Raw genomic sequence first — 21,099 nt, 5'->3', positions numbered from 1 at the left:
ATAAGAGCCGGAATACTGCTTTTAAGCAGGGACATAACTAATTGAATGCTCGAGCGATTTGCTGTGGCTATCAATCAACACCTTCCACTTCCCGCTGTACGGCACCGTCAAATAAGCAGACTGCTTATCTTCCACACTCAAAATATCCGCCTGCGGATTACCCGCAGAACTGTTGTCGCTCATCAAATGAATATGGCTTTTATTTGAACAGTGAACCACCACGGTATCACCGCCAAAAAGATGCAGACTGGCTTTCACTACAGGCATTTTTATACTCCGCTATCACAACAAAGTTAGACATCCGCGCCGCTGGTTTTGTTGGCAATCAGTGATGTTGTTCACAAATCGCACTTAACGCATAACACCAGACCCCAGCGTCACAAATGCTGACTTTGATCAAAAAATGCTGTAACGAATCAACTTTAGTGTACATGCGCCTGAAACCATTCAGCTGATGAATTTTTATGCGGAAAATTAGCCTCTGGTCATCATTAAATCTGGTATCAGAAGGTTAAGACTTTATCGGCGGCCAGCGTCCACTCAGCCAGTTCAACCAACGTGCCAATCTCAACGCCATCAACTAAAGGCAAAGCCGTGATGCCGCGCCCGTCGGTGCAGGTCTTGCACAGTTTTACCGGCACATTCTGCGCAGTCAGAATCTCCAGCATTTGCTGAATATTGTAGCCTTCAGACGGTTTCTGGCCGCGTAAACCCGCGGTCACTGCGTCAGACATCAAAAACAGTTTCATTTCCGGTTGCGGCTGTTGGTCGCATAACGCGATAGCCAGGCGCAGGCTGTTAAACAGAGATTCGCTGCCGTAAGCAGCTCCGTTGGCAATAATCACTATTTTTTGCATGTATTCTCCTATGCACCCTTCGGCACGACTTTTGCTTATCTATAGCATTACATGCCGTTCAGGAGCGTTTTATGAAGGCTATCGTCGCCGTGAATCCCACTGCTCGTGACTTTTTAATGGCGGCCCAAACCCGTGGGCGTGAGCAGTTGCAGGATATTTTGCAAATCGGTGAACTCACCGGCTGCATAGCCAGGCTCGCCCATATGCTACAACGCGAACGCGGGGCTTCCAACATTTGGCTGTGCTCCTCCGGTCGGATGTTTGGTGATGATCATCTGCGTTGTATCGCCGGGGTTGATCGTGAGCTGGCGCTTTTCCGCCAGGCTATCGCCGAACCGGATTACCTGCCGGGAAGCGCGCTATTTGTCAGCCTCGCCTGCGCGCTGCATTACCTTGAACGATTACCCTCGCTGCGCACACTGATTACCGCTCAACAAATTCAACCGTTGCAGGCCATGGAGCAGTTCAATATCACGCTGCGCCATCTGCTGAGTATTGTTCCCGAAACCAGCAATGTGGTTGAGGATGCCGGTGTAGCTCGCGCGCTGGCGGCGTTATTCAGTTTTATGCAGGGTAAAGAACTTGCCGGGCAAGAGCGGGCGATTGGTGCACTCGGGTTTACTCTGGGGGAGTTTAGCGACACATTGCGCCAGCAACTGGTCGACAGAATCGACAGCCAGCAACACTGTTTTGAGGCTTTTTGCAGCATGACGGACTCGCAACTGCGTCAGCAATTTCAGACCTGTGGTGAACCGTGTCGCGAAACCGAACAACTCCGTCGCATGGCCTGCACCCGGCTGCAACACGACGGCGATGAACCGCAACGCGCGCTGCGCTGGTTTGCACTCTTAACGACGCGAATTGATGCGCTAAAAGAGGTGGAAGAAGCGCTGATCGAGCGCGTTATGGCGCAGGCGCAGCAAGCGCTCGGGCAGGTTTTGCAGCAAAGAGATCCGGACGAGCTTGAAATTGCCCGTTGGGTGGCAGGGCACGGCAGCCACGACGCAGAACGTTATTTTGACCGTCATCTTTTGCCGTTGGTGCGTCAACAGGCGCGGCAACTCGAAACCATGGCGCAACAATTAGCCTCGCTCAAAGCCACGCTTGAGGAACGTAAAGTCATCGATCAGGCCAAAGCGCTACTCATTCGCCATCAAGGGTACAGCGAAGAACAGGCGTGGCAGACTCTGCGCAAGATGGCAATGAACCAGAACAAGCGCATGGTGGATGTCGCCAGCGCGATGGTGTCTGTGGCGGATATCTGGCAGATACCCACTAAGGAGTAGCTGCACAAACAGTGGGCGTAAACTGCGTGTTTATGGTGCGAGTCACTCCCTGTTTTCCATCAGAACCCATGAATTACGGACTTCAAAAACTGGCACGCGAGTTGCAACACTCTTTATGAAAATTACTTTGACCCGAAGTGCGCCAATGGCGGTGCGGTTCGGGTTGGACAAAGGCGTCCTTCAATGTGTTAACCACACATTGTCGGGCGCTTTTTTTTTACCCTTTTATCAGGATGAAGCCGATGAGCAATAAAACCATAACCCTCTCGCGCCGCCGATTTTTACAGGCGGGTGCGGCACTAGGCGGTGCGTATTTACTGCCGGGCATGATGAATTCTGTGTGGGCTGCGGGGAGCGACAAACCGGAGCAAACCACGGTGAAAGTCGGTTTTATTCCGCTTACCGATTGCGCCTCGGTCGTCATGGCTGCGGTCAAAGGCTTCGATAAAAAATACGGTATTTCGATTGTGCCGAGTAAAGAGGCGAGCTGGGCTGCCGTGCGCGACAAAATGGTTTCCGGCGAACTTGATGCCGCCCATGTTTTATACGGGCTGGTCTACGGGCTGGAAATGGGTATCGCCGGTAAGCAACAGTCAATGGCCAACCTGATGACCCTCAACAATAACGGCCAGGCGATCTCTCTTTCGATGGATCTCGCCAAACAGGGCGTGACGGATGCGGAAAGCCTGAAAAAACTCGTGGCCAGCAAAGCGCCGGGCAGTTTTACCTTCGCGCATACCTTCCCGACGGGCACACACGCGATGTGGCTGTATTACTGGCTGGCACAGGCGGGGATCAACCCGTTTACCGATGTGCGAACCGTTGTGGTTCCGCCTCCGCAAATGGTGATGAACATGCGCATCGGCAACATGCACGGTTTTTGTGTCGGTGAGCCCTGGAACCAAAGAGCCATTAGCGACGGGATCGGTTTTACCGCCGCAACCTCGCAATCCATCTGGCCGGATCATCCGGAAAAAATTCTTGGCACACGCAGCGCCTGGGTGGAACAAAACCCGAATACCGCCCGCGCGCTGGTGGCAGCCATTCTTGAAGCGTCGCGCTGGATTGATGCCAGTGACGACAATCGCCGTGAAACCGCAAGTGTCCTTGCCGGGCGCGCTTATCTGAACACCAAAGCGGACTATCTGACCGGACGCATGCTCGGGCAATACGACAACGGCATCGGCAAAAAATGGCAGGACGACCATGCCATGCATTTCTTCCGCGAGGGCGAAGTGACCTTCCCGTGGCTTTCTGACGGCATGTGGTTCCTGACACAACACCGTCGTTGGGGCCTGCTGGATAGCGACCCGGATTACCTTGCCGTCGCCAAACGTATCAACCGCATTGATATCTATCAGCAAGCCGCTACCGCCGTGGGCAACATTTCCATTCCAGCCACCCCGATGCGCACCAGCACCCTGATGGATGGAAGTACCTGGAACGGCAGCGATCCGGCTGCCTACGCCGCAAGTTTTGCCATTAACAAACGCTAAGGGGAATGACATGAATCAGCCTGCACAGAAACCGCCGACCACCGCACTTAGCGTCACGGCAGGGGAAGTGATTACTCTGCCGCCCGTCACCGTTCGCCGCCGTAAATCGCCGTGGCGCACTTACTGCCTGAGTTTTTTCCAGCGCCTGGTGCCCGCCGTTTTGGGGATGGGATTGTTGATTGTCGCCTGGCAAATCGCCGCGCTAAATAGCCAGGGTTTTCCCACGCCGCTCAGTACGCTGGAATCGGCTATTACGCTATTTTCAGACCCGTTTTATAACGCCGGGCCTAACGATCAGGGCATTGGCTGGAATGTGCTGGCCTCGCTCCAGCGCGTGGCGGTTGGGTTTGGCCTCGCCGCCATTGTCGGTATTCCGGCAGGTTTCCTGATTGGCCGCTTTACCTTCTTAGCCCACATGTTCAACCCGATTATTTCGTTATTGCGCCCGGTCAGCCCGCTGGCCTGGCTGCCGATTGGCCTGCTGTTGTTCCAGAAAGCTGAACCGGCGTCGAGCTGGACCATTTTTATCTGCTCTATCTGGCCGATGGTGATTAACACCGCCGAGGGCGTAAAACGCATTCCCGATGATTACCTCAACGTGGCACGGGTGCTGAAACTGTCCGAATGGACGGTGATGCGCAAGATTTTATTCCCGGCGGTTTTACCCGCGGTATTAACCGGCGTGCGTTTATCCATAGGCATTGCATGGCTGGTGATTGTCGCCGCCGAAATGCTCACCGGCGGGTTGGGTATCGGTTTCTGGATCTGGAATGAGTGGAACAACCTCAACGTCGAAAACATTCTTATTGCGATTGTGATTATCGGCGTCGTCGGGCTGCTGCTCGAGCAGGGTTTGATGTTGCTGGCGCGTCGTTTCAGCTGGGAGAAATAATCATGAAGAAAATTATTCAGGTTCAAAATGTTAGCCAGCGTTTTTCCACGGCCAGCGGCGAGTTTTTAGCGCTGAGCAACGTCAGTTTTGACATTGAAGAAGGCGAAACCATCAGCCTGATAGGGCACTCGGGCTGTGGCAAATCCACGCTGCTGAACCTGATTGCTGGCATCACGTTGCCCTCCGAAGGCGGCTTACTGTGCGACAACCGAGAAATCGCAGGGCCGGGGCCTGAGCGCGCCGTGGTGTTTCAGAACCACTCCCTGCTGCCGTGGATGACCTGTTTTGAAAACGTCGCGCTGGCGGTAGATCAAGTGTTTCGCCACACCATGAATCGAGCCGAACGCCGCGAATGGATTATTCACAACCTTGAGCGCGTGCAAATGGGGCACGCCATCAATCAGCGTCCTGGCGAAATTTCCGGCGGCATGAAACAGCGTGTCGGCATCGCCCGCGCGCTGGCGATGAAACCGAAAGTGTTGCTGATGGACGAACCCTTTGGCGCCCTCGATGCTCTGACCCGCGCCCATTTGCAAGATGCCGTGATGCATATTCAACAAGAACTGCACACCACCATTGTGCTGATTACTCATGACGTCGATGAAGCGGTGCTGCTTTCTGACCGCGTATTAATGATGACCAATGGCCCGGCGGCCACCGTGGGTGAAACGCTACAGGTTGATTTGCCGCGTCCGCGTCATCGCGTGGAACTGGCGGAAGACAACCGCTATCACCATCTGCGCCAGCAGGTGCTGCGCTTCCTCTACGAAAAGCAGCCTAAGGCTGCCTGAGGAGCCGCTCATGATGCGACGTCTGATTGTGATCGGCAACGGCATGTCCGCTATCCGCCTGGTGGAGCAAATCGTGGCGCGAGCGGCGGGACGTTTTGCCATTACCGTTTTTGGTGAAGAGCCGGTGCTGAGTTACAACCGCATTTTGCTCTCGCCGGTGTTGGCGGGGGAAAAAACCGCCCAGGCGACGCAGTTACACGACGCCGCGTGGTACGTTTCCCAGGGCATTGAGTTGCTGACGGGAGAGGCGGTCCTGGAGGTGGACACGCAGCGCCAGACGGTTCGCTCTGATAGTCGCACTCTCGACTATGACGAACTGGTTTTCGCCACCGGTTCACGCCCGTTTATTCCGCCGATTGAGGGGCATCAACAGCCACATGTGCACGGCTTTCGCACCCTGGCAGATGTCGACGCGATTCTGGGCGGCGAAGGCCATGTTGTGGTACTTGGCGGAGGTTTACTGGGGGTGGAAGCCGCGGCGGCACTTTGTGCGCAGGGCATTTCCGTCACTTTGATTCACCGTCAGCCGTGGCTCATGGATATTCAACTCAACCCGCAGGCAGGTGCTTTGCTTGCGGAGCATCTCGCACAACGGGGGATTTGCTGCCAGCTAAATTGCGGCATCAAACGCATTACGGCGCAAAGCGTAGTGCTGGACACCGGCGAGGTTATCCCCGCCGGGCGAGTGATTATCGCCACCGGCGTTAAACCCAATATCCGGCTTGCGCAGCAGGCGGGTATTTCTTGCCAGCGCGGCATCACCGTTGACGCACAACTGCGTAGCACGACGCCCTGCGTCAGCGCACTGGGCGAATGCTGCGAAATAGACGGGCAAACCTGGGGGCTGGTGGCACCTTGTCTGCAACAGGCCGACGTTTTAGCCGCCCGTTTATGCGGCAGCGCATTAAACGACTTCCACTATCAGGATCGCGGCACGCGCCTGAAAGTCAGCGGTATCCCGCTATTTTCCGCAGGCGACATTCGCACCCAGCCGGACACACGCGTGCTCACCGCCTTTGATCCCATCACCCGACATTATCGCTGCCTGCATTTGCGGGACGGCAAGCTGGTGGGCGCACTGTTAATGGGCGATATCAGCCCTGCAAATGCGCTCACCGATATTTTACTCAGCGCGGCGCCCATTACGCCTGACGTGCTGTTTGATGAATACCACTCTGATGAGCAGCCGTTGGCTGCCGGAAATGACGACATGACAAAAGCAACGCTGGTAGTAATTGGTCACGGCATGGTCGGACACCACTTTCTGGAACAGTGTGTGGCGCAGAAACTGCATCACAGCCATCACATTGTGGTGTTTGGCGAAGAGCGCCACCCGGCGTATGACCGTGTGCATCTGTCGGAATATTTTGCGGGACGCAGCGCGCAGTCGCTCTCAATGGTGCAGGGCGATTTCTTTGCAGAGAACGGTATTGAACTGCGCTGCAACAGTAAAATCGTTGAGATTGACCGTCAACAACGGGTGGTGCGTGACCACGAAGGACGTGAAACCTGGTACGACAAACTGGTGCTGGCGACCGGGTCGTTTCCGTTTGTGCCTCCGGTTCCGGGTCACGATCTGCCGGGCTGTTTTGTTTACCGCACGCTTGATGACCTGGACGCCATTGCCGAACGGGCCCGCAATGCCACTCGCGGCGTCGTGATTGGCGGTGGTTTGCTGGGGCTGGAAGCCGCAAATGCGCTCAAACAGCTGGGTCTGGAAACGCATGTTGTGGAGTTCGCGCCCAATCTGATGGCGGTGCAACTCGATAATGCGGGTGCGGCGATGCTGCGCGAAAAAATCAGCGATATTGGCGTGCAGGTGCATACCAGCAAATCTACAACAGCGATTACCGACGTTGACGGTTTGCAGCTTAATTTCGCCGATGGCGAGACGCTCAATACCGATCTTATCGTCTTCTCTGCGGGTATCCGTCCGCAAGATGCGCTGGCACGTAGCAGTGAACTCGCACTTGGCGAACGCGGTGGGATTGTGATTAACGACCGTTGCCAAACCAGCGACAGCGCAATTTATGCCATCGGCGAATGCGCACTTTGGGAAGGGAAAATTTTCGGTCTGGTCGCGCCGGGTTATCAAATGGCACGTGTAACGGCTGCAACCCTTGCCGGGCAGGAATCAGCATTCCTGGGTGCCGATATGAGTACCAAACTAAAATTATTGGGCGTTGAAGTGGCCTCATTTGGTGACGCTCACGGGCGCACGCCAGGCTGCCAGAGTTACCAGTGGACCCACGGCCCACAGCAAATCTACAAAAAAATCGTGGTCTCTGCCGATAACAAAACCCTGCTCGGCGGCGTACTGGTGGGCGACAGCCAGGAATACGCCACGCTGCTGCAAATGATGCTCAACGGCATGGCGCTACCTGCGCAACCGGAAAGCCTGATTTTGCCAACAATGGCAGGCGGCGCGCCAAAAGGGTTGGGTGTCGCGGCATTACCGGAAACCGCACAAATTTGCTCGTGCCATAACGTCAGCAAAGCCGATATTTGCGCCGCGGTAAGCAACGGCGCGGGAGACATGGGCGCGATTAAGGCATGTACCAAAGCGGCAACGGGCTGCGGCGGCTGCTCGGCACTGGTGAAGCAAGTGATGGAATACCAGTTACAAGAGCAGGGCGTGGAGGTGAAAAAGGACATCTGCGAACACTTCTCGTACTCGCGCCAGGAAATCTACCATCTGGTGCGCGTCAACCATATCCGCAGTTTTGAGCAACTCATTAGCCGCTACGGACACGGGAGCGGGTGTGAAATCTGCAAGCCGCTGGCGGCGTCGGTACTGGCGTCGTGCTGGAACGAATATTTGCTCAAACCTGCCCATCTGCCGTTACAGGACACCAATGACCGTTATTTCGCTAACATCCAGAAAGATGGCACTTACTCGATTGTGCCGCGTGTTCCGGCAGGTGAAATCACCCCGGACGGTTTAATCGCCATCGGTCAGGTGGCAAAACGCTACCAGCTATACAGCAAAATTACCGGCGGCCAGCGAATCGACCTGTTTGGCGCGCGCCTGGAAGAGCTGCCAGCGATTTGGGAAGAGCTGGTTGCAGCAGGTTTTGAAACCGGACACGCCTACGGTAAATCACTGCGCACCGTGAAATCCTGCGTCGGTTCGACCTGGTGCCGTTACGGCGTACAAGATTCGACGGGGCTGGCGATTGAACTCGAGAACCGCTACAAGGGGCTGCGCTCGCCGCACAAAATCAAAATGGCGGTCTCCGGTTGCACCCGGGAATGTGCCGAAGCGCAGAGCAAAGATATCGGTGTGATTGCAACCGACAAAGGCTGGAACCTCTACGTTTGCGGAAATGGCGGCATGAAACCGCGCCATGCGGACCTGTTTGCCAGCGACCTGAGCCGCGAAACGTTGATACGTACCATCGACTGCCTGCTGATGTTTTACATCCGCACAGCCGACCGTCTGCAACGCACCAGCACCTGGATGGATAACCTTGAGGGCGGAATCGACTATCTGCGCGAGGTGATTTTGCACGACAGCCTCGGCCTGAACGACGAGCTGGAAAAAGAGATGGTCAGCGTCGTCGATACCTTCCAGTGCGAATGGCAAACCACGCTCAACAGCCCGGATCGCCTGGCATTGTTCCGCTCTTACGTGAACAGCGAACAACCGGACGAAGCGGTGCAGCGTCAGACTCTGCGAGGCCAGTTACAACCGGTCAGCGAAGTGGTGCATCTGCCAACGGTCGTGCCAGCCAAACCCTGGCAGGCAGTTTGTCATATCAGCGAAATCCCCGCGCAGGCGGGAATCGGCGCGCGTCTGGGGGATCAGCAAATCGCTTTGTTCCGCTTTGGCGATGCGATTTACGCGCTCGATAACCTCGAACCGGGCAGCGATGCCAATGTTCTGTCGCGCGGTATTGTCGGTGACGCCGCCGGTGAGCCGATTGTTATTTCCCCGCTCTATAAACATCGCATTCGCTTGCGCGATGGGCGAACGCAGGATGGCGAACCTGCCGTTCGCGCCTGGCCGGTGAAAGTGGAACAAGGCACCGTGTGGGTGGGAAGCCAGGCGCTGATTATGCGTGCGGAGGCATCATGACTAACGTCGTGCGTTCAACGTGCCCTTACTGCGGCGTCGGTTGCGGCGTAAAAGCGCAGCCAACGGAAAACGGCTTCCAGATTAGCGGCGATGAACAGCATCCAGCAAACTTTGGGCGGCTGTGCGTCAAAGGTGCGGCATTAGGCGAAACGCTGGGTCTGGAAGGGCGTTTGCTGTATCCCGAAATCAATGGCGAGCGCGTGGAATGGGAAGCCGCGCTGGATGAAACCGCCCGTCGTCTGCAAGGGATTATTGACGAATTCGGCCCCAAAGCCGTGGCGTTTTACGCCTCCGGCCAACTGCTAACCGAAGATTATTACGCCGCCAACAAGCTGATGAAGGGGTTTATTGGCGCGGGGAATATCGACACCAATTCGCGGCTGTGTATGTCCTCGGCGGTAGTGGGATACAAACGCGCATTTGGCGCGGATTTTGTGCCGTGCAGTTATGAGGATCTGGAGCAAACCGACTTGGTTATCCTGGTGGGTTCCAATGCGGCCTGGGCACATCCGGTTCTGTATCAGCGCCTGATGCAGGCTAAACAACAGCGCCCGCAGATGAAAGTGGTGGTTATCGACCCGCGTCGTACGGCGACGTGTGACATTGCCGATTTGCACCTCGCGCTTCGCCCCGGAAGCGACGCCGCATTGTTCGTCGGGTTATTGCATCATTTGCAGCCGTCATTGGCGGAAACGACATTTGACGGGCAAACCGCAGCGCTGGATATCGCCGCCGACTGGACACTGGAGAAATGCGCGGACTTTTGCCAGCTCGAAAGCGCAGATGTGCAGACTTTATGGCAATGGTTCGCCCAGGCAAACCGGGCGATGACGCTTTACACCATGGGCATTAACCAGTCGTCGAGCGGTAGTGATAAATGCAATGCGATCATCAACGTGCATCTGGCGAGCGGCAAAATTGGGCGCGAAGGGTGCGGCCCCTTTTCGCTGACCGGACAACCGAATGCCATGGGCGGGCGTGAAGTCGGCGGCCTGGCCAATCAGCTGGCCTGCCATATGAATTTTGAGCCAGCCGATATCGCCCGTGTCGGGCGTTTTTGGGGCAGTGAACGTATTGCCGAAACGCCGGGGTTAATGGCCGTCGAACTGTTTGAAGCGATAGGGCGCGGTGAAGTCAAAGCGGTGTGGATTATGGGCACCAATCCTCTGGTTTCGCTGCCGGATAGCTCGCATGTGGCGCAGGCGCTGGCGAACTGCCCGCTTGTGATTGTCTCGGAAGTGGTGCGGGAAACGGATACTTCGCGTTTCGCCACCGTCAAATTTCCGGCACTGGCATGGGGGGAGAAAAACGGAACCGTCACCAACTCTGAACGGCGTATTTCACGCCAGCGTGCGTTTCTACCCGCACCGGGCGAGGCGCGTGCCGACTGGTGGATGGTCGCGCAAATTGCCCAACGCTTGGGTTATCGCGAAGCCTTTCAGTGGCAACATCCCCATCAAATATTTAGCGAACATGCGGCTCTTTCCGGCTATGAAAATAACGGCACTCGCGCATTTGATATCAGCGGCCTGGCAAATTTAAGCCGCGCCCAATACGACGCACTTGAACCTGTGCGCTGGCCGGTCACGGAGCAGGAGCATCCACCCTTTAAAAGCTGGCATCCGAACGGGAAGTTCCAGTTGCTGCCGGTTGAACCGGCTTTACCCCAGGCGAGCGCCGACCACACTTACCCGCTGATTCTCAACAGCGGGCGTATTCGTGACCAGTGGCACACCATGACGCGCACCGGCAGCGTACCGCGCCTGATGCAGCACATGAAATTGCCGTTACTGGAGATCCATCCGCGTGACGCCAAGCGTTACAGTGTCACCAATAATGGTCTGGCCAGAGTGGCTTCACGTTCCGGCGGCATGGTGGCGAAGGTGTTGGTGAGCGAAAACCAACTGCCGGGAAATGTGTTTGTACCGATGCACTGGAACCAACAGTTTGCGCGCAAAGGGCAGATCAACAGCCTCGTGAATAGCGTGTGCGATCCCCATTCCGGACAGCCTGAAAGCAAACAAACAGCCGTGCGCATTCAGCGCTGGCAGCCTGAATGGTGTGGTGAGGTTTTTGCACGTGAAGACATCGTGTTTGCGCAGGAAATCCACTGGTGGAAGCAGGCTTCACCCGGTGTTACGCATTTCCTGTGTGCCGCAGACACTCATGCTGATGCATGGATAGAAACGCTTGCCGCCGGGCGCGGCTGGCAGTTGCAAACCGCCTGCGGGGACGGTCAGTTTTACCATGTCCTCGCCTGGCAAAACGGGGTGTTACAGCTGGCATTCTATAGTGCAAACGTCTGGCCTGAGATCGCCACGGCTGCGGTAGTGAATGCGTTTGAACAGGCCCCGGCAACGGCGGCGGAACGCCATCGGCTGTTAGCCGGAAAAGCGCCCGGTGCACAAGCCGATGCGGGTGCGACAGTGTGTAGTTGCTTTGGTGTGGGAGAGAAAACGATTCTTGCCGCAATCGCAGGGGGCTGCCAGTCAGTCGCACAGCTGGGTGAAAAACTGCGCTGTGGCACCAACTGCGGCTCTTGTATTCCAGAACTTAAAGCGTTGTTGAAATAACACCCGGAGTAATCTGTGTTTACGAGTTTGGGAATGAATTGCTGCGGTGTGATGTTATAATTTCCAGATGTTTAGAAAAGCCGTTCCATTTTTCACCCTGTCATACGCACTCCTTAGCGCTGGAGGGGCTGCCAGTACCCGGCAGATCTTTATCGAGAAAGCCGAAAACCCTTTTGACCAGTCAACCGAACAATTGCCCGATCTGGGGATGGCCCCGGAATCGGACGCCGCTGCACGCGAAATTGCCGCCATGGCGAAGAAATTCGGTGAAGCCAGTATGGTCGATGATGGGCTGGATGCGGGCGATCAGGCACGGTTGCTGGCTTTTACTCGCCTGCGGGATGTGCTCACCGACAAAGTCACCAGTGAAGCGGAATCGCTGTTATCTCCCTGGGGGAAAGCCAGCGTCAATTTGCTGGTGGATGAGCACGGTAACTGGAACGGCAGCAGCGCCTCTTTGTTTACGCCCTGGCAGGATAACAACCGTTATCTCACCTGGAGTCAGGTAGGGTTTACCCAGCATGACGACGGGTCGATAGGGAATATCGGTGCCGGGCAGCGTTGGGTGGCGGGCGACTGGCTGCTGGGATATAACGCTTTTTACGACAATCAGCTTGCCAACAATTTGCAGCGTGCCGGGTTTGGCACCGAAGCGTGGGGCGAGTATTTACGTCTGTCGGCTAATTATTATCAGCCATTATCCAGTTGGCAGGACGGGAGTAGCGAAACCCTGGAGCAGCGTCTGGCGCGAGGTTATGACATTACCGCGCAGGCGTGGCTACCGTTTTATCGCCATATCAATACCAGCCTCAGCTTCGAGAAATACTACGGTAATAGCGTTGACTTGTTTGATAGCGGCACGGGTTATCGTAACCCGGTGGCGGTGACGATGGGATTGAGTTACACGCCGATACCGCTGCTGACGCTCACCGCGCAGCATAAGCAGGGTGAAAGCGGCGTGTCGCAGGATAATCTCGGCCTGAAGCTGAATTACCGTTTTGGCGTGCCGGTAGCAAAGCAGTTGTCTGCGGCTGAAGTTGCGACCACCAGTTCTTTACGCGGTAGCCGTTACGACAACGTGGAACGTGATTCCTTGCCGGTGATGGAGTATCGCCAGCGCAAAACGTTATCGGTATTTTTGGCAACACCGCCATGGGAGTTGCACGCGGGCGAAACGGTGGCACTTAAGCTGCAAATCCGCGCCAGCCACGGTATTCGCAGCATTACCTGGCAGGGCGATACTCAGGCATTGAGCCTGACGCCACCTGCGAATAACCGCGACGCTAACGGCTGGAGCATGATCATGCCGATGTGGAACGATAACGGCCCGAATGAATATCGTCTTTCTGTGGTGATTGAAGATGATAAGGGTCAGAAAGTGACGTCTAACTGGATTACGCTGAAACTGGCGGAGCCTTTGGTCATCAGCCCTGCGGCAGATCCGCGCTACGAGTTAATACCGGAATAATCACAGATGTCGGATGACGCTAGCGTTTATCCGACCTATGATTTGATTCGGTTTTATAGGGTGGACAAGCGAAGCGTCATCCACCACATTCCCCGTTCTAACCTTAAAATATCCGGTCCTGATGCACCCAAACCGCCGCTTCGACACGGGATTTCAGCTTCATCTTTTTAAGCAGGTGCTTCACGTGAACTTTCACCGTGCTTTCGGTGATATCGAGGCGGCGGGCAATCATCTTATTTGGCAAACCCTGGGCGATGAGTTTAAGGATATCGCGCTCGCGTGGTGTCAGCAGGTTAACGTCACGGTCAGACGTGGCGCGATTTGCACGCAGGCTGGCGGCCAGCACTGGCGTCAATGCTTCGCTTAATACCATTTCACCCGCGGCGGCCTGTTGCAACGCCTTGAGCAAATCTTCTGGCTCCATATCTTTCAGCAGATAACCATCTGCGCCGCGTTTCAGCGCCGTAACCACATCTTCTTCGTGGTTCGATACGCTGAACACTACAATACGGCCGGAGAGGGGTTTCTCACGCAGGCAGTCGAGCGTTTCCAGGCCGTTCATGCCGGGCATATTTAAGTCCAGCAAGATCAAGTCCGGGTCGAGTTCCTCGGCAAGTTGAACGCCTTGTTCTCCATTCCCCGCTTCACCGACAACCGCCAGTTCCGGCGCCATACTGATGAGTTGTTTAACGCCAGTGCGCAGCATGGGATGATCGTCGATAAGCAATATGGTCGAGGCTTCCGGGTTACTCATGTTGTGCTCCTGGGGTTAGTTCGGGGATAAAACTCACGATGACCTGAGTGCCGCCACCAGGGCGTTCGCGCACCTGGCAATCGCCTCTCAGACTTTGCGCACGATCTCGCATAATAATAAGACCGTAATGGTTGCGGCGCTCGCCGTTGCCGGGAATGCCACAGCCGTTATCCCAGATGGTTAAGGTAATTTGATTGTCGCGATGAATTACGCTGACACCACTTGCGGTGGCGTTGGCGTGTTTCAGGCTGTTATTTAACGCTTCACGGGTAATTTGCACCAGGTGAATGGCCTGATGAGACGGCACCAGGCGCGGCGGCACCTGGTAATCCAGATTGACCGGGAAGCCCAGTTTTTCGCTAAATTCGCGGCAACTGGCTTCCAGCGCCGGGCGCAGCCCCGGTTCAATTAATTGCAGGCGGAAGGTGGTCAGTAATTCACGCAGTTGTCGCCATGAAGTATTCAGTTCGCTACGCATCTGCCCCAGTAACGTCTGCATTTCAGGGGGCAGGGAAGCGCCTTGCATTTGCAGACAGCTGACCTGCATTTTCAGGCAGGAGAGCGACTGGGCGATGGAATCATGCAATTCGCGGGCGATGGCGGAGCGCTCTTCCATGACCACCAGTTGCTGCTGGCGCTCGTACTGCCGCTCAAGCGCCAACGTGGCGGTGAGCTGTTCCATCAGGGTTAAAACTAGCTGCTGCTGGTCGTGCGTCAGGCTGCTACCGAGCGGTAATTGTGCCAGCACCAGACCGTACTGAATGTGGTTATCGGTCAATCGCCATTTTTGTGCGGTGGTTTCGCAAGGCTGTAGCAACGGCTCGCGCGGGCAAAGATTGCAGCCGCTGGCTTCACAGCTGCTGTCAGGCTGGTAGGTATATTCTTCGTAATTCTCTTCGTCTTCATATTCATAAACCCGCAGCTCGATGTTACGCAGCGGGGTCAAATGCTGTAATTCGCTGAGAACCGGCGACAGGCGCTGGCACAGCGGAGCTTGCGAGTGCAGGCGGCGGTTAGCCTGATACAAAAATGAGAGGATCTGGTTTTTTTGCTCAAGCCCGGCGGTTTTTTCACGCACGCGTTGCTCAAGGCTGGCGTAGCTTTCCGCCAGTTCGGCAGACATGCTATTGAGCGCGATACCCAGCGTTGCCATTTCATTGCGACCACGAACGTTCACGCGGTGAGTGAAGTCCCGCTGCCCAATCGCCTGCGCCATGGTCAGCAATTTCTGCCAGGGACGCAGTAACTGTTTGCGTAACCAGATGACGGTGAAAATGATCAGCAGGCCCATTAATGCCGCCATGCCAAGTTGCAGCTGGATAATCCGGTGCAGGCGCATTTCGGTGGTGTGATCAAAGGTGGTGACAAGCTTATCGATGCGGGCGACAAAACCGGCAACATGCGGTTTGACCTGGTCGGCATTGTTGGCACGGCGCAGCGCGGGTTCGAGTTCCTCACGCCAGTAATGTTGCAGGGCGGCGAGTTTATCTTGTTGGCCGTCTTGTTCCGCCGCCTCCTGTAAATCTTTGCTCCAGGTGGTCTGTTCCATCTCATCGAGTAGCGCGCTGTCTTTTTCAATAAGAGGGATCGCTGCCAGCAGACGATAGCTTTGCATGCGCATCGAACCCGCCTTATTGATGGCGTGCGCGTTACCCTGAATTCCTTGCGCCAGCCAGCCCGCAAGACTCATACCCGCGACACCCAACAATGCCAGCAACAGCACAATTAAGGCCAGTTGGTTGAACAAAGTGAGCGGAGAGAGCAGGCGTTTAAGCATTAACAGAGGAACTCCGTTGAGTGAAAAATGACAATGCGGGTATTTTCAGACATCCCCCGGAGTATACCCATACCCCTTAAGGATTACCCACTAATTGCCAGGGGTGGCATATTTTGGTGTAAGGGTATTAACACCTTCTTTCAGGCATGTGAAAAACCACACTATTTAAGGATTTTTTCATTACCCACAAAGAATGACGGTTAAATTTTAACCATTATTCTGATGGGTTATCCCTTGATTCACATCAATTTTTATTCCTCGTTAGCACCTAATGTGGCGGCAATTACTCTCACTCTTTTTGAGGTGTTTATGTCTCAGTCCCCCACAAATAACCAGAAATCGGGGTCGCTCATCACCGAGTGGCGGCCAGAAGAACCCGCCTTCTGGCAAAGTAAGGGTCACGGCATTGCCAGCCGTAACTTATGGATTTCCGTACCGTGTTTGTTGTTGGCGTTCTGCGTCTGGATGCTGTTCAGTGCGGTAGCCGTTAACCTGAACAAAGTCGGTTTTAACTTCACCACTGACCAACTCTTTATGCTGACGGCGCTGCCGTCTGTGTCTGGCGCTTTGTTGCGCGTGCCTTACTCCTTTATGGTGCCTGTGTTCGGTGGCCGCCGCTGGACTGCATTTAGCACCGGGATTTTGATCATCCCTTGCGTGTGGTTGGGCTTCGCGGTGCAAAACCCGGCAACACCTTTTAGCGTGTTTATCATGATTGCGTTGCTGTGCGGTTTTGCCGGGGCGAACTTTGCTTCCAGCATGGCAAACATCAGCTTCTTCTTCCCGAAAGCAAAACAGGGCGGCGCGCTGGGTATTAACGGTGGGTTAGGCAACCTGGGCGTGAGCGTGATGCAGTTAGTCGCCCCGCTGGTGATCTCGCTTTCCATGTTTGCGGTATTTGGCGGAACAGGCGTTGAGCAGGCTGACGGCACCATGCTGTTCCTCGAAAACGCCGCATGGGTTTGGGTGCCGCTGTTGGCTATCTTCACCATTGCAGCCTGGTTTGGCATGAACGACCTGGCAACATCTAAAGCCTCTTTAAAAGAGCAGTTGCCGGTTCTGAAACGTGCTCACCTGTGGATTATGGGCGTGCTGTATCTGGCGACGTTCGGCTCGTTTATCGGTTTCTCTGCTGGTTTTGCGATGCTGGCAAAAACGCAGTTCCCGGACGTCAACATTTTGCATTTTGCCTTCTTCGGCCCACTGTTTGGTGCGCTGGCACGTTCTGCAGGCGGGGCGATTTCTGACCGCTTTGGCGGCACGCGTGTTTCGCTGTTGAACTTTATCTTTATGGCGATTTTCAGTGCGCTGCTGTTTACCACGCTGCCTCACAATGGCGTTGGCGGTAACTTTATTGCCTTCTTTGGCGTGTTCCTGATGCTGTTCCTGACGGCCGGTCTGGGAAGTGGTTCTACCTTCCAGATGATCTCTGTTATCTTCCGCAAATTGACCATGGATCGCGTGAAAGCGCAGGGTGGAACGGAAGAGCGTGCGCTGCGTGAAGCGGCTACCGACACTGCTGCAGCATTGGGCTTTATCTCTGCGATTGGTGCGATTGGCGGGTTCTTTATCCCGAAAGCGTTCGGCACCTCGCTTGCGCTGACCGGTTCTCCGGCGGGCGCGATGAAAGTGTTCCTCGTGTTTTATATTGTTTGTGTGGTGATCACCTGGGCCGTATATGGCCGGAAGTCATCCAAATAATCGTTTTGACCTTTTGGTTATCCCTTGCGCGACTTCGGTCGCGCTTTTTTTTGCCTGAAATTCCTCCCCGATCCGACTTTATTCTGCGAGAAACCTCACATTTAGAATAACTACCCCGCCAGATCCCATTGTCACATTCGCTGGCTAAGAGTACCGTGACGACAAATCTGGTTTAAACCAAATGGATTAAAACATGAAAACCCATTCCACCGTAGAAACGGCAAAAGAGATGCTCAATGACTGGCTGAGCAAAGGTGTCGTCCAGCCGGGCGGGAAATTACCTTCCGAGCGTGAGCTGGAAGAATTACTGGGCATCAAGCGCATGACACTGCGACAGGCGTTGTTGTTTCTCGAAGGGGAAGAAAAGATCTTTCGAAAAGATCGTCGCGGCTGGTTTGTGGCCTTGCCGTGCTTCAAATACACCCCGAACACTTCCACCAGTTTTAAGCAGGCAGCTCTGGAGCAGGGGCGTTTGCCGTCCTGGGGTTTTCTGGAAAAAGAGCGGGTTTACACAGCGGAACCCGAAATTTTGTCGCAGTTGAATGTAAAAGACGGCGATGAAATCTACAAAATCTGTGGTTGGGGAGCGCTTGATAACCATAAAGTTTTCTATCACGAAACCTTTATCAACGCGCAGTCCGCCCCCGGTTTTATCGACAAATTAGGCGATCGTTCTTTTGTTGATGTATGGCAAGAAGCCTTCGGCAAAAGCTCGCACACGCAGCATTTAGCGTTTAAACCTACACGACTTTCGGCAGGGGCTTGCAAAGGGATGGGCGGCACCGCAGGGACACCTTCTATCCGGGTTGAAAAATACCGCGCCGACGAATCCGGGCAAGTTATTCAGGTTGATATCGAATATTGGCGTTTTGAATCAGTAGAGTTTTATATCGATTTCCAGGAGTTTCCATGAACAACATCCAGGCTACAAAAATTGTCGAACGCGCCATAAATCTGCCGCTGTATCTGCATGCCTATGCGTTTCATTTAAATATGCGCATGGAGAGGATTCTGCCGGAAGATTTACTGGATATTGCCAGCCAGCAGCAACTGAAAGGGGTGAAAATTCATGTTGTGGATGGAGAAAGCCAGTCTTTAAGGCATGCCAGCGATGAGCGACTTGAGAATTTTGCAGAAAAATCGCGCCAGTTGGGGTTGGATGTTCACATCGAAACCAGCGCCTCGGATGCCCAAACCATTGATGAGGCGGTGAACATTGCGCTGAAATCCGGGGCGACTTCGGTGAGGTTTTATCCGCGTTATGAAGGGACACTTTCTGAGGTCATGGAAATCATTGCTCAGGATATTCAATATATTAAAGCAAAATACCAGCATAGCGGCCTGACATTTACGCTTGAGCAACACGAAGATCTGCAAAGCCACGAACTGGTGAAGCTGGTTCAGGAGGCTGACTTCCCACAGCTCTCCCTGCTGTTTGACTTCGCCAACATGATTAATGCCAACGAAGAGCCGCTTGAAGCGCTGGCGGTGATGGGAAAAGAAGTCACGCAGGTGCATATCAAAGATGCGTTAATTAACCATGAAGGTGAAGGACGCGGGCATACGGCCTGTATTTCTGGCGAAGGCGAATTACCGTTTAAAGAGTTATTACTGCAATTAATTTGTCTGGGCGAAGATCAACCGCAAGTCACCGCATTCGGTCTGGAAGAAGAAGTGGATTATTACGCACCGGCATTTCGTTTTACTAACGAAGATAAAAATCCGTGGATTCCATTGCGCCAGATGAGTGAAACCCCGTTGCCGACCTCCGGGCTGGAAGAAAGGCTCAATAAAGAAATTGACGATGCAACGAATCAAATAATGCATGTGCGCAATATTGTTGGCGAACTTCATAAAGATGCTGTGGCTATTTTAAGAAAGTAATTAATCAATAAACATTTAAATTCAGCTGTCTCACCTTTTGTGAGGTCACTGTACTCTCAATATAATAATTAATTCCGCTAATTCAGGGGTGGGGTGTCTTATGCTATCTAAAAAAAGATGGACTATATTTAGTTTGTTGGTTTTGTGCGGCGGCACAATATATAAACTGCCGTCATTGAAAGACGCATTTTATGTTCCTATGCAGGAGTATTTTCACCTGACCAACGGTGAGATTGGGAATGCGATGTCGGTTAACTCGATTGTGACGACCATTGGTTTCTTCTTATCCATTTACTTTTCTGACAAATTACCGCGCCGCTTTACCATGTCGCTTTCCCTGATTGCGACCGGCCTGCTGGGGATCTACCTCTCTACAATGCCAGGCTACTGGGGGATACTCTTTGTCTGGGCGTTGTTCGGCGTGACCTGCGACATGCTCAACTGGCCGGTGTTGCTAAAGTCGGTGAGTTTGCTGGGTGACAACACTCAACAGGGGCGCTTATTTGGCTTCTTTGAAACCGGGCGAGGGATTGTCGATACCGTTATCGCATTTAGCGCCCTGGCGGTGTTCACCTGGTTTGGTAGCGATTATTTCGGATTTAAAGCCGCAATATTGTTTTACTCTTTTATCGCTATTCTGGTTGGCGTGGTTATTTTCTTTGTATTAAAAGAAAGCCCGGAAGAACAAGCGGCTAAACAAGAGAAGGCAGAGAAAAAAGAAGCGAATCCTGGTCTCGGTAATGTATTAAAAAACAAAACTGTCTGGTTAATCGCTTTTAGTGTGTTTTGTGTTTATGCGGTGTATTGTGGACTGACATTCTTTATTCCATTCTTAAGAAATGTTTACGCATTGCCAATTGCACTGGTAGGGGCATACGGAATTATCAATCAATATTGTTTGAAAATGGTAGGTGGCCCGATTGGTGGTTTAGTTGCTGATAAGGTTTTAAAATCCCCCAGCCAATATTTGTTCTATACCTTTATTATTAGTGCGCTGGCTTTGGTCGCATTGATATTACTGCCTCATGAACAAATGCCTGTTTATTTAGGCATGGCCTGCACCCTGATGTTTGGTGCGGTCATCTTTACTCAGCGAGCGGTATTCTTCGCCCCTATTGGCGAGGCGGGAATCAGTGAGAAAAACACCGGTGCGGCAATGGCGTTAGGAAGTTTTATCGGTTATGCCCCAGCGATGTTCTGCTACAGCCTGTATGGCTACATCTTAGATACCAACCCAGGGTTATTGGGCTACAAAATCGTATTTGGCTTGATGGCTGTTTTCGCCTGCGCCGGAATAGTGATTTCGGGCCTGCTTATCAAAAACATTCGTGCGGAACGCAAAACTTAACCGCTAACCTCTGTCTGATCATTACAGCATTCAACATGGGGCTTCTCTGCAAGGGGATGCCCCATTTTTTTGCTTCCGTGCCCCCCATATCGGCTGACTTACCCCTTAATACCCAGTCGCTCTGATTTCTACTCCTTACATAAAGCAGTGAATCGGTATTTTGTCTATATATCAGTTGTTTAACTATCAGATAT

General features: G+C 53.8%; 15 protein-coding genes. 11 read left to right on the top strand and 4 right to left on the bottom strand.

The window, feature by feature from the left end:
* Positions 1-21: 21 nt before the first annotated feature.
* Both DY231_RS13640 and DY231_RS13635 read right to left on the bottom strand, forming a co-directional pair.
* Positions 22-267: a DUF1883 domain-containing protein gene (locus tag DY231_RS13640; protein WP_115629053.1), complete on the bottom strand. Its 246-nt coding sequence runs from the start codon at positions 265-267 to the stop codon at positions 22-24.
* Positions 268-503: 236 nt separating this feature from the next.
* On the bottom strand, positions 504-857 hold the full coding sequence (locus DY231_RS13635; RefSeq protein ID WP_115629051.1) for a DsrE/DsrF/TusD sulfur relay family protein: 354 nt from the start codon (positions 855-857) through the stop codon (positions 504-506).
* Positions 858-928: 71 nt separating this feature from the next.
* Between DY231_RS13635 and DY231_RS13630 the strand changes: the two genes are divergently transcribed.
* From DY231_RS13630 to DY231_RS13600, 7 genes are all read left to right on the top strand, one after another.
* Positions 929-2,143 carry a nitrate regulatory protein gene (locus DY231_RS13630; protein ID WP_115629049.1) on the top strand — a complete coding sequence of 405 codons (1,215 nt, stop codon included), beginning with the start codon at positions 929-931 and terminating at the stop codon, positions 2,141-2,143.
* Positions 2,144-2,385: 242 nt separating this feature from the next.
* Entirely contained in the window at positions 2,386-3,639 is a 1,254-nt protein-coding gene (locus DY231_RS13625; protein ID WP_115629047.1) for a CmpA/NrtA family ABC transporter substrate-binding protein, read from the top strand.
* Positions 3,640-3,649: 10 nt separating this feature from the next.
* Positions 3,650-4,531 carry a nitrate ABC transporter permease gene (gene ntrB, locus DY231_RS13620; RefSeq protein ID WP_115629045.1) on the top strand — a complete coding sequence of 294 codons (882 nt, stop codon included), beginning with the start codon at positions 3,650-3,652 and terminating at the stop codon, positions 4,529-4,531.
* A gap of 2 nt (positions 4,532-4,533) precedes the next feature.
* On the top strand, positions 4,534-5,322 hold the full coding sequence (locus DY231_RS13615) for an ABC transporter ATP-binding protein (protein ID WP_115629043.1): 789 nt from the start codon (positions 4,534-4,536) through the stop codon (positions 5,320-5,322).
* A 10-nt stretch (positions 5,323-5,332) separates the two neighbouring features.
* Positions 5,333-9,400, top strand: coding sequence for a nitrite reductase large subunit NirB (gene nirB, locus DY231_RS13610; protein WP_115629041.1), 4,068 nt, complete (start codon positions 5,333-5,335; stop codon positions 9,398-9,400).
* Positions 9,397-11,973, top strand: a complete 2,577-nt coding sequence (locus DY231_RS13605) for a nitrate reductase (RefSeq protein ID WP_115629039.1) — start codon at positions 9,397-9,399, stop codon at positions 11,971-11,973. Before nirB ends, DY231_RS13605 begins: the two co-directional genes overlap by 4 nt.
* A gap of 67 nt (positions 11,974-12,040) precedes the next feature.
* On the top strand, positions 12,041-13,441 hold the full coding sequence (locus tag DY231_RS13600; RefSeq protein WP_115629037.1) for a YchO/YchP family invasin: 1,401 nt from the start codon (positions 12,041-12,043) through the stop codon (positions 13,439-13,441).
* Between the two features lie 103 nt (positions 13,442-13,544).
* On the opposite strand, the gene narL is transcribed toward DY231_RS13600, so the two are convergent.
* On the bottom strand, positions 13,545-14,195 hold the full coding sequence (gene narL, locus DY231_RS13595; protein ID WP_034494964.1) for a two-component system response regulator NarL: 651 nt from the start codon (positions 14,193-14,195) through the stop codon (positions 13,545-13,547).
* Positions 14,188-15,972: a nitrate/nitrite two-component system sensor histidine kinase NarX gene (gene narX / locus DY231_RS13590; protein ID WP_115629035.1), complete on the bottom strand. Its 1,785-nt coding sequence runs from the start codon at positions 15,970-15,972 to the stop codon at positions 14,188-14,190. Before narX ends, narL begins: the two co-directional genes overlap by 8 nt.
* Before the next feature lie 309 nt (positions 15,973-16,281).
* On the opposite strand from narX, the gene narU reads away from it, so the two are divergent.
* From narU to DY231_RS13570, 4 genes are all read left to right on the top strand, one after another.
* Positions 16,282-17,673 (top strand): nitrate/nitrite transporter NarU, encoded by a 1,392-nt coding sequence (gene narU / locus DY231_RS13585; protein ID WP_034495098.1) that lies wholly within the window; start codon positions 16,282-16,284, stop codon positions 17,671-17,673.
* Positions 17,674-17,866: 193 nt separating this feature from the next.
* The gene (locus tag DY231_RS13580) at positions 17,867-18,586 is read left to right on the top strand and encodes a GntR family transcriptional regulator (protein ID WP_115629033.1); all 720 of its coding nucleotides are present in this window, start codon (positions 17,867-17,869) and stop codon (positions 18,584-18,586) included.
* Complete coding sequence (locus tag DY231_RS13575; RefSeq protein ID WP_115629031.1) at positions 18,583-19,557, top strand: sugar phosphate isomerase/epimerase family protein; 975 nt, start codon at positions 18,583-18,585, stop codon at positions 19,555-19,557. The genes DY231_RS13580 and DY231_RS13575 overlap by 4 nt, the downstream gene beginning before the upstream one ends.
* Positions 19,558-19,657: 100 nt before the next feature.
* Positions 19,658-20,905, top strand: a complete 1,248-nt coding sequence (locus tag DY231_RS13570; RefSeq protein ID WP_115629029.1) for an MFS transporter — start codon at positions 19,658-19,660, stop codon at positions 20,903-20,905.
* The last annotated feature ends 194 nt before the right edge of the window (positions 20,906-21,099 follow it).

It is taken from the genome of Buttiauxella agrestis, assembly GCF_900446255.1.
Taxonomy (GTDB): Bacteria; Pseudomonadota; Gammaproteobacteria; order Enterobacterales; family Enterobacteriaceae; genus Buttiauxella; species Buttiauxella agrestis.
The sequence above is the reverse complement of the archived record's forward strand: the minus strand, read 5'-3'. Positions and strand labels throughout refer to the sequence as shown.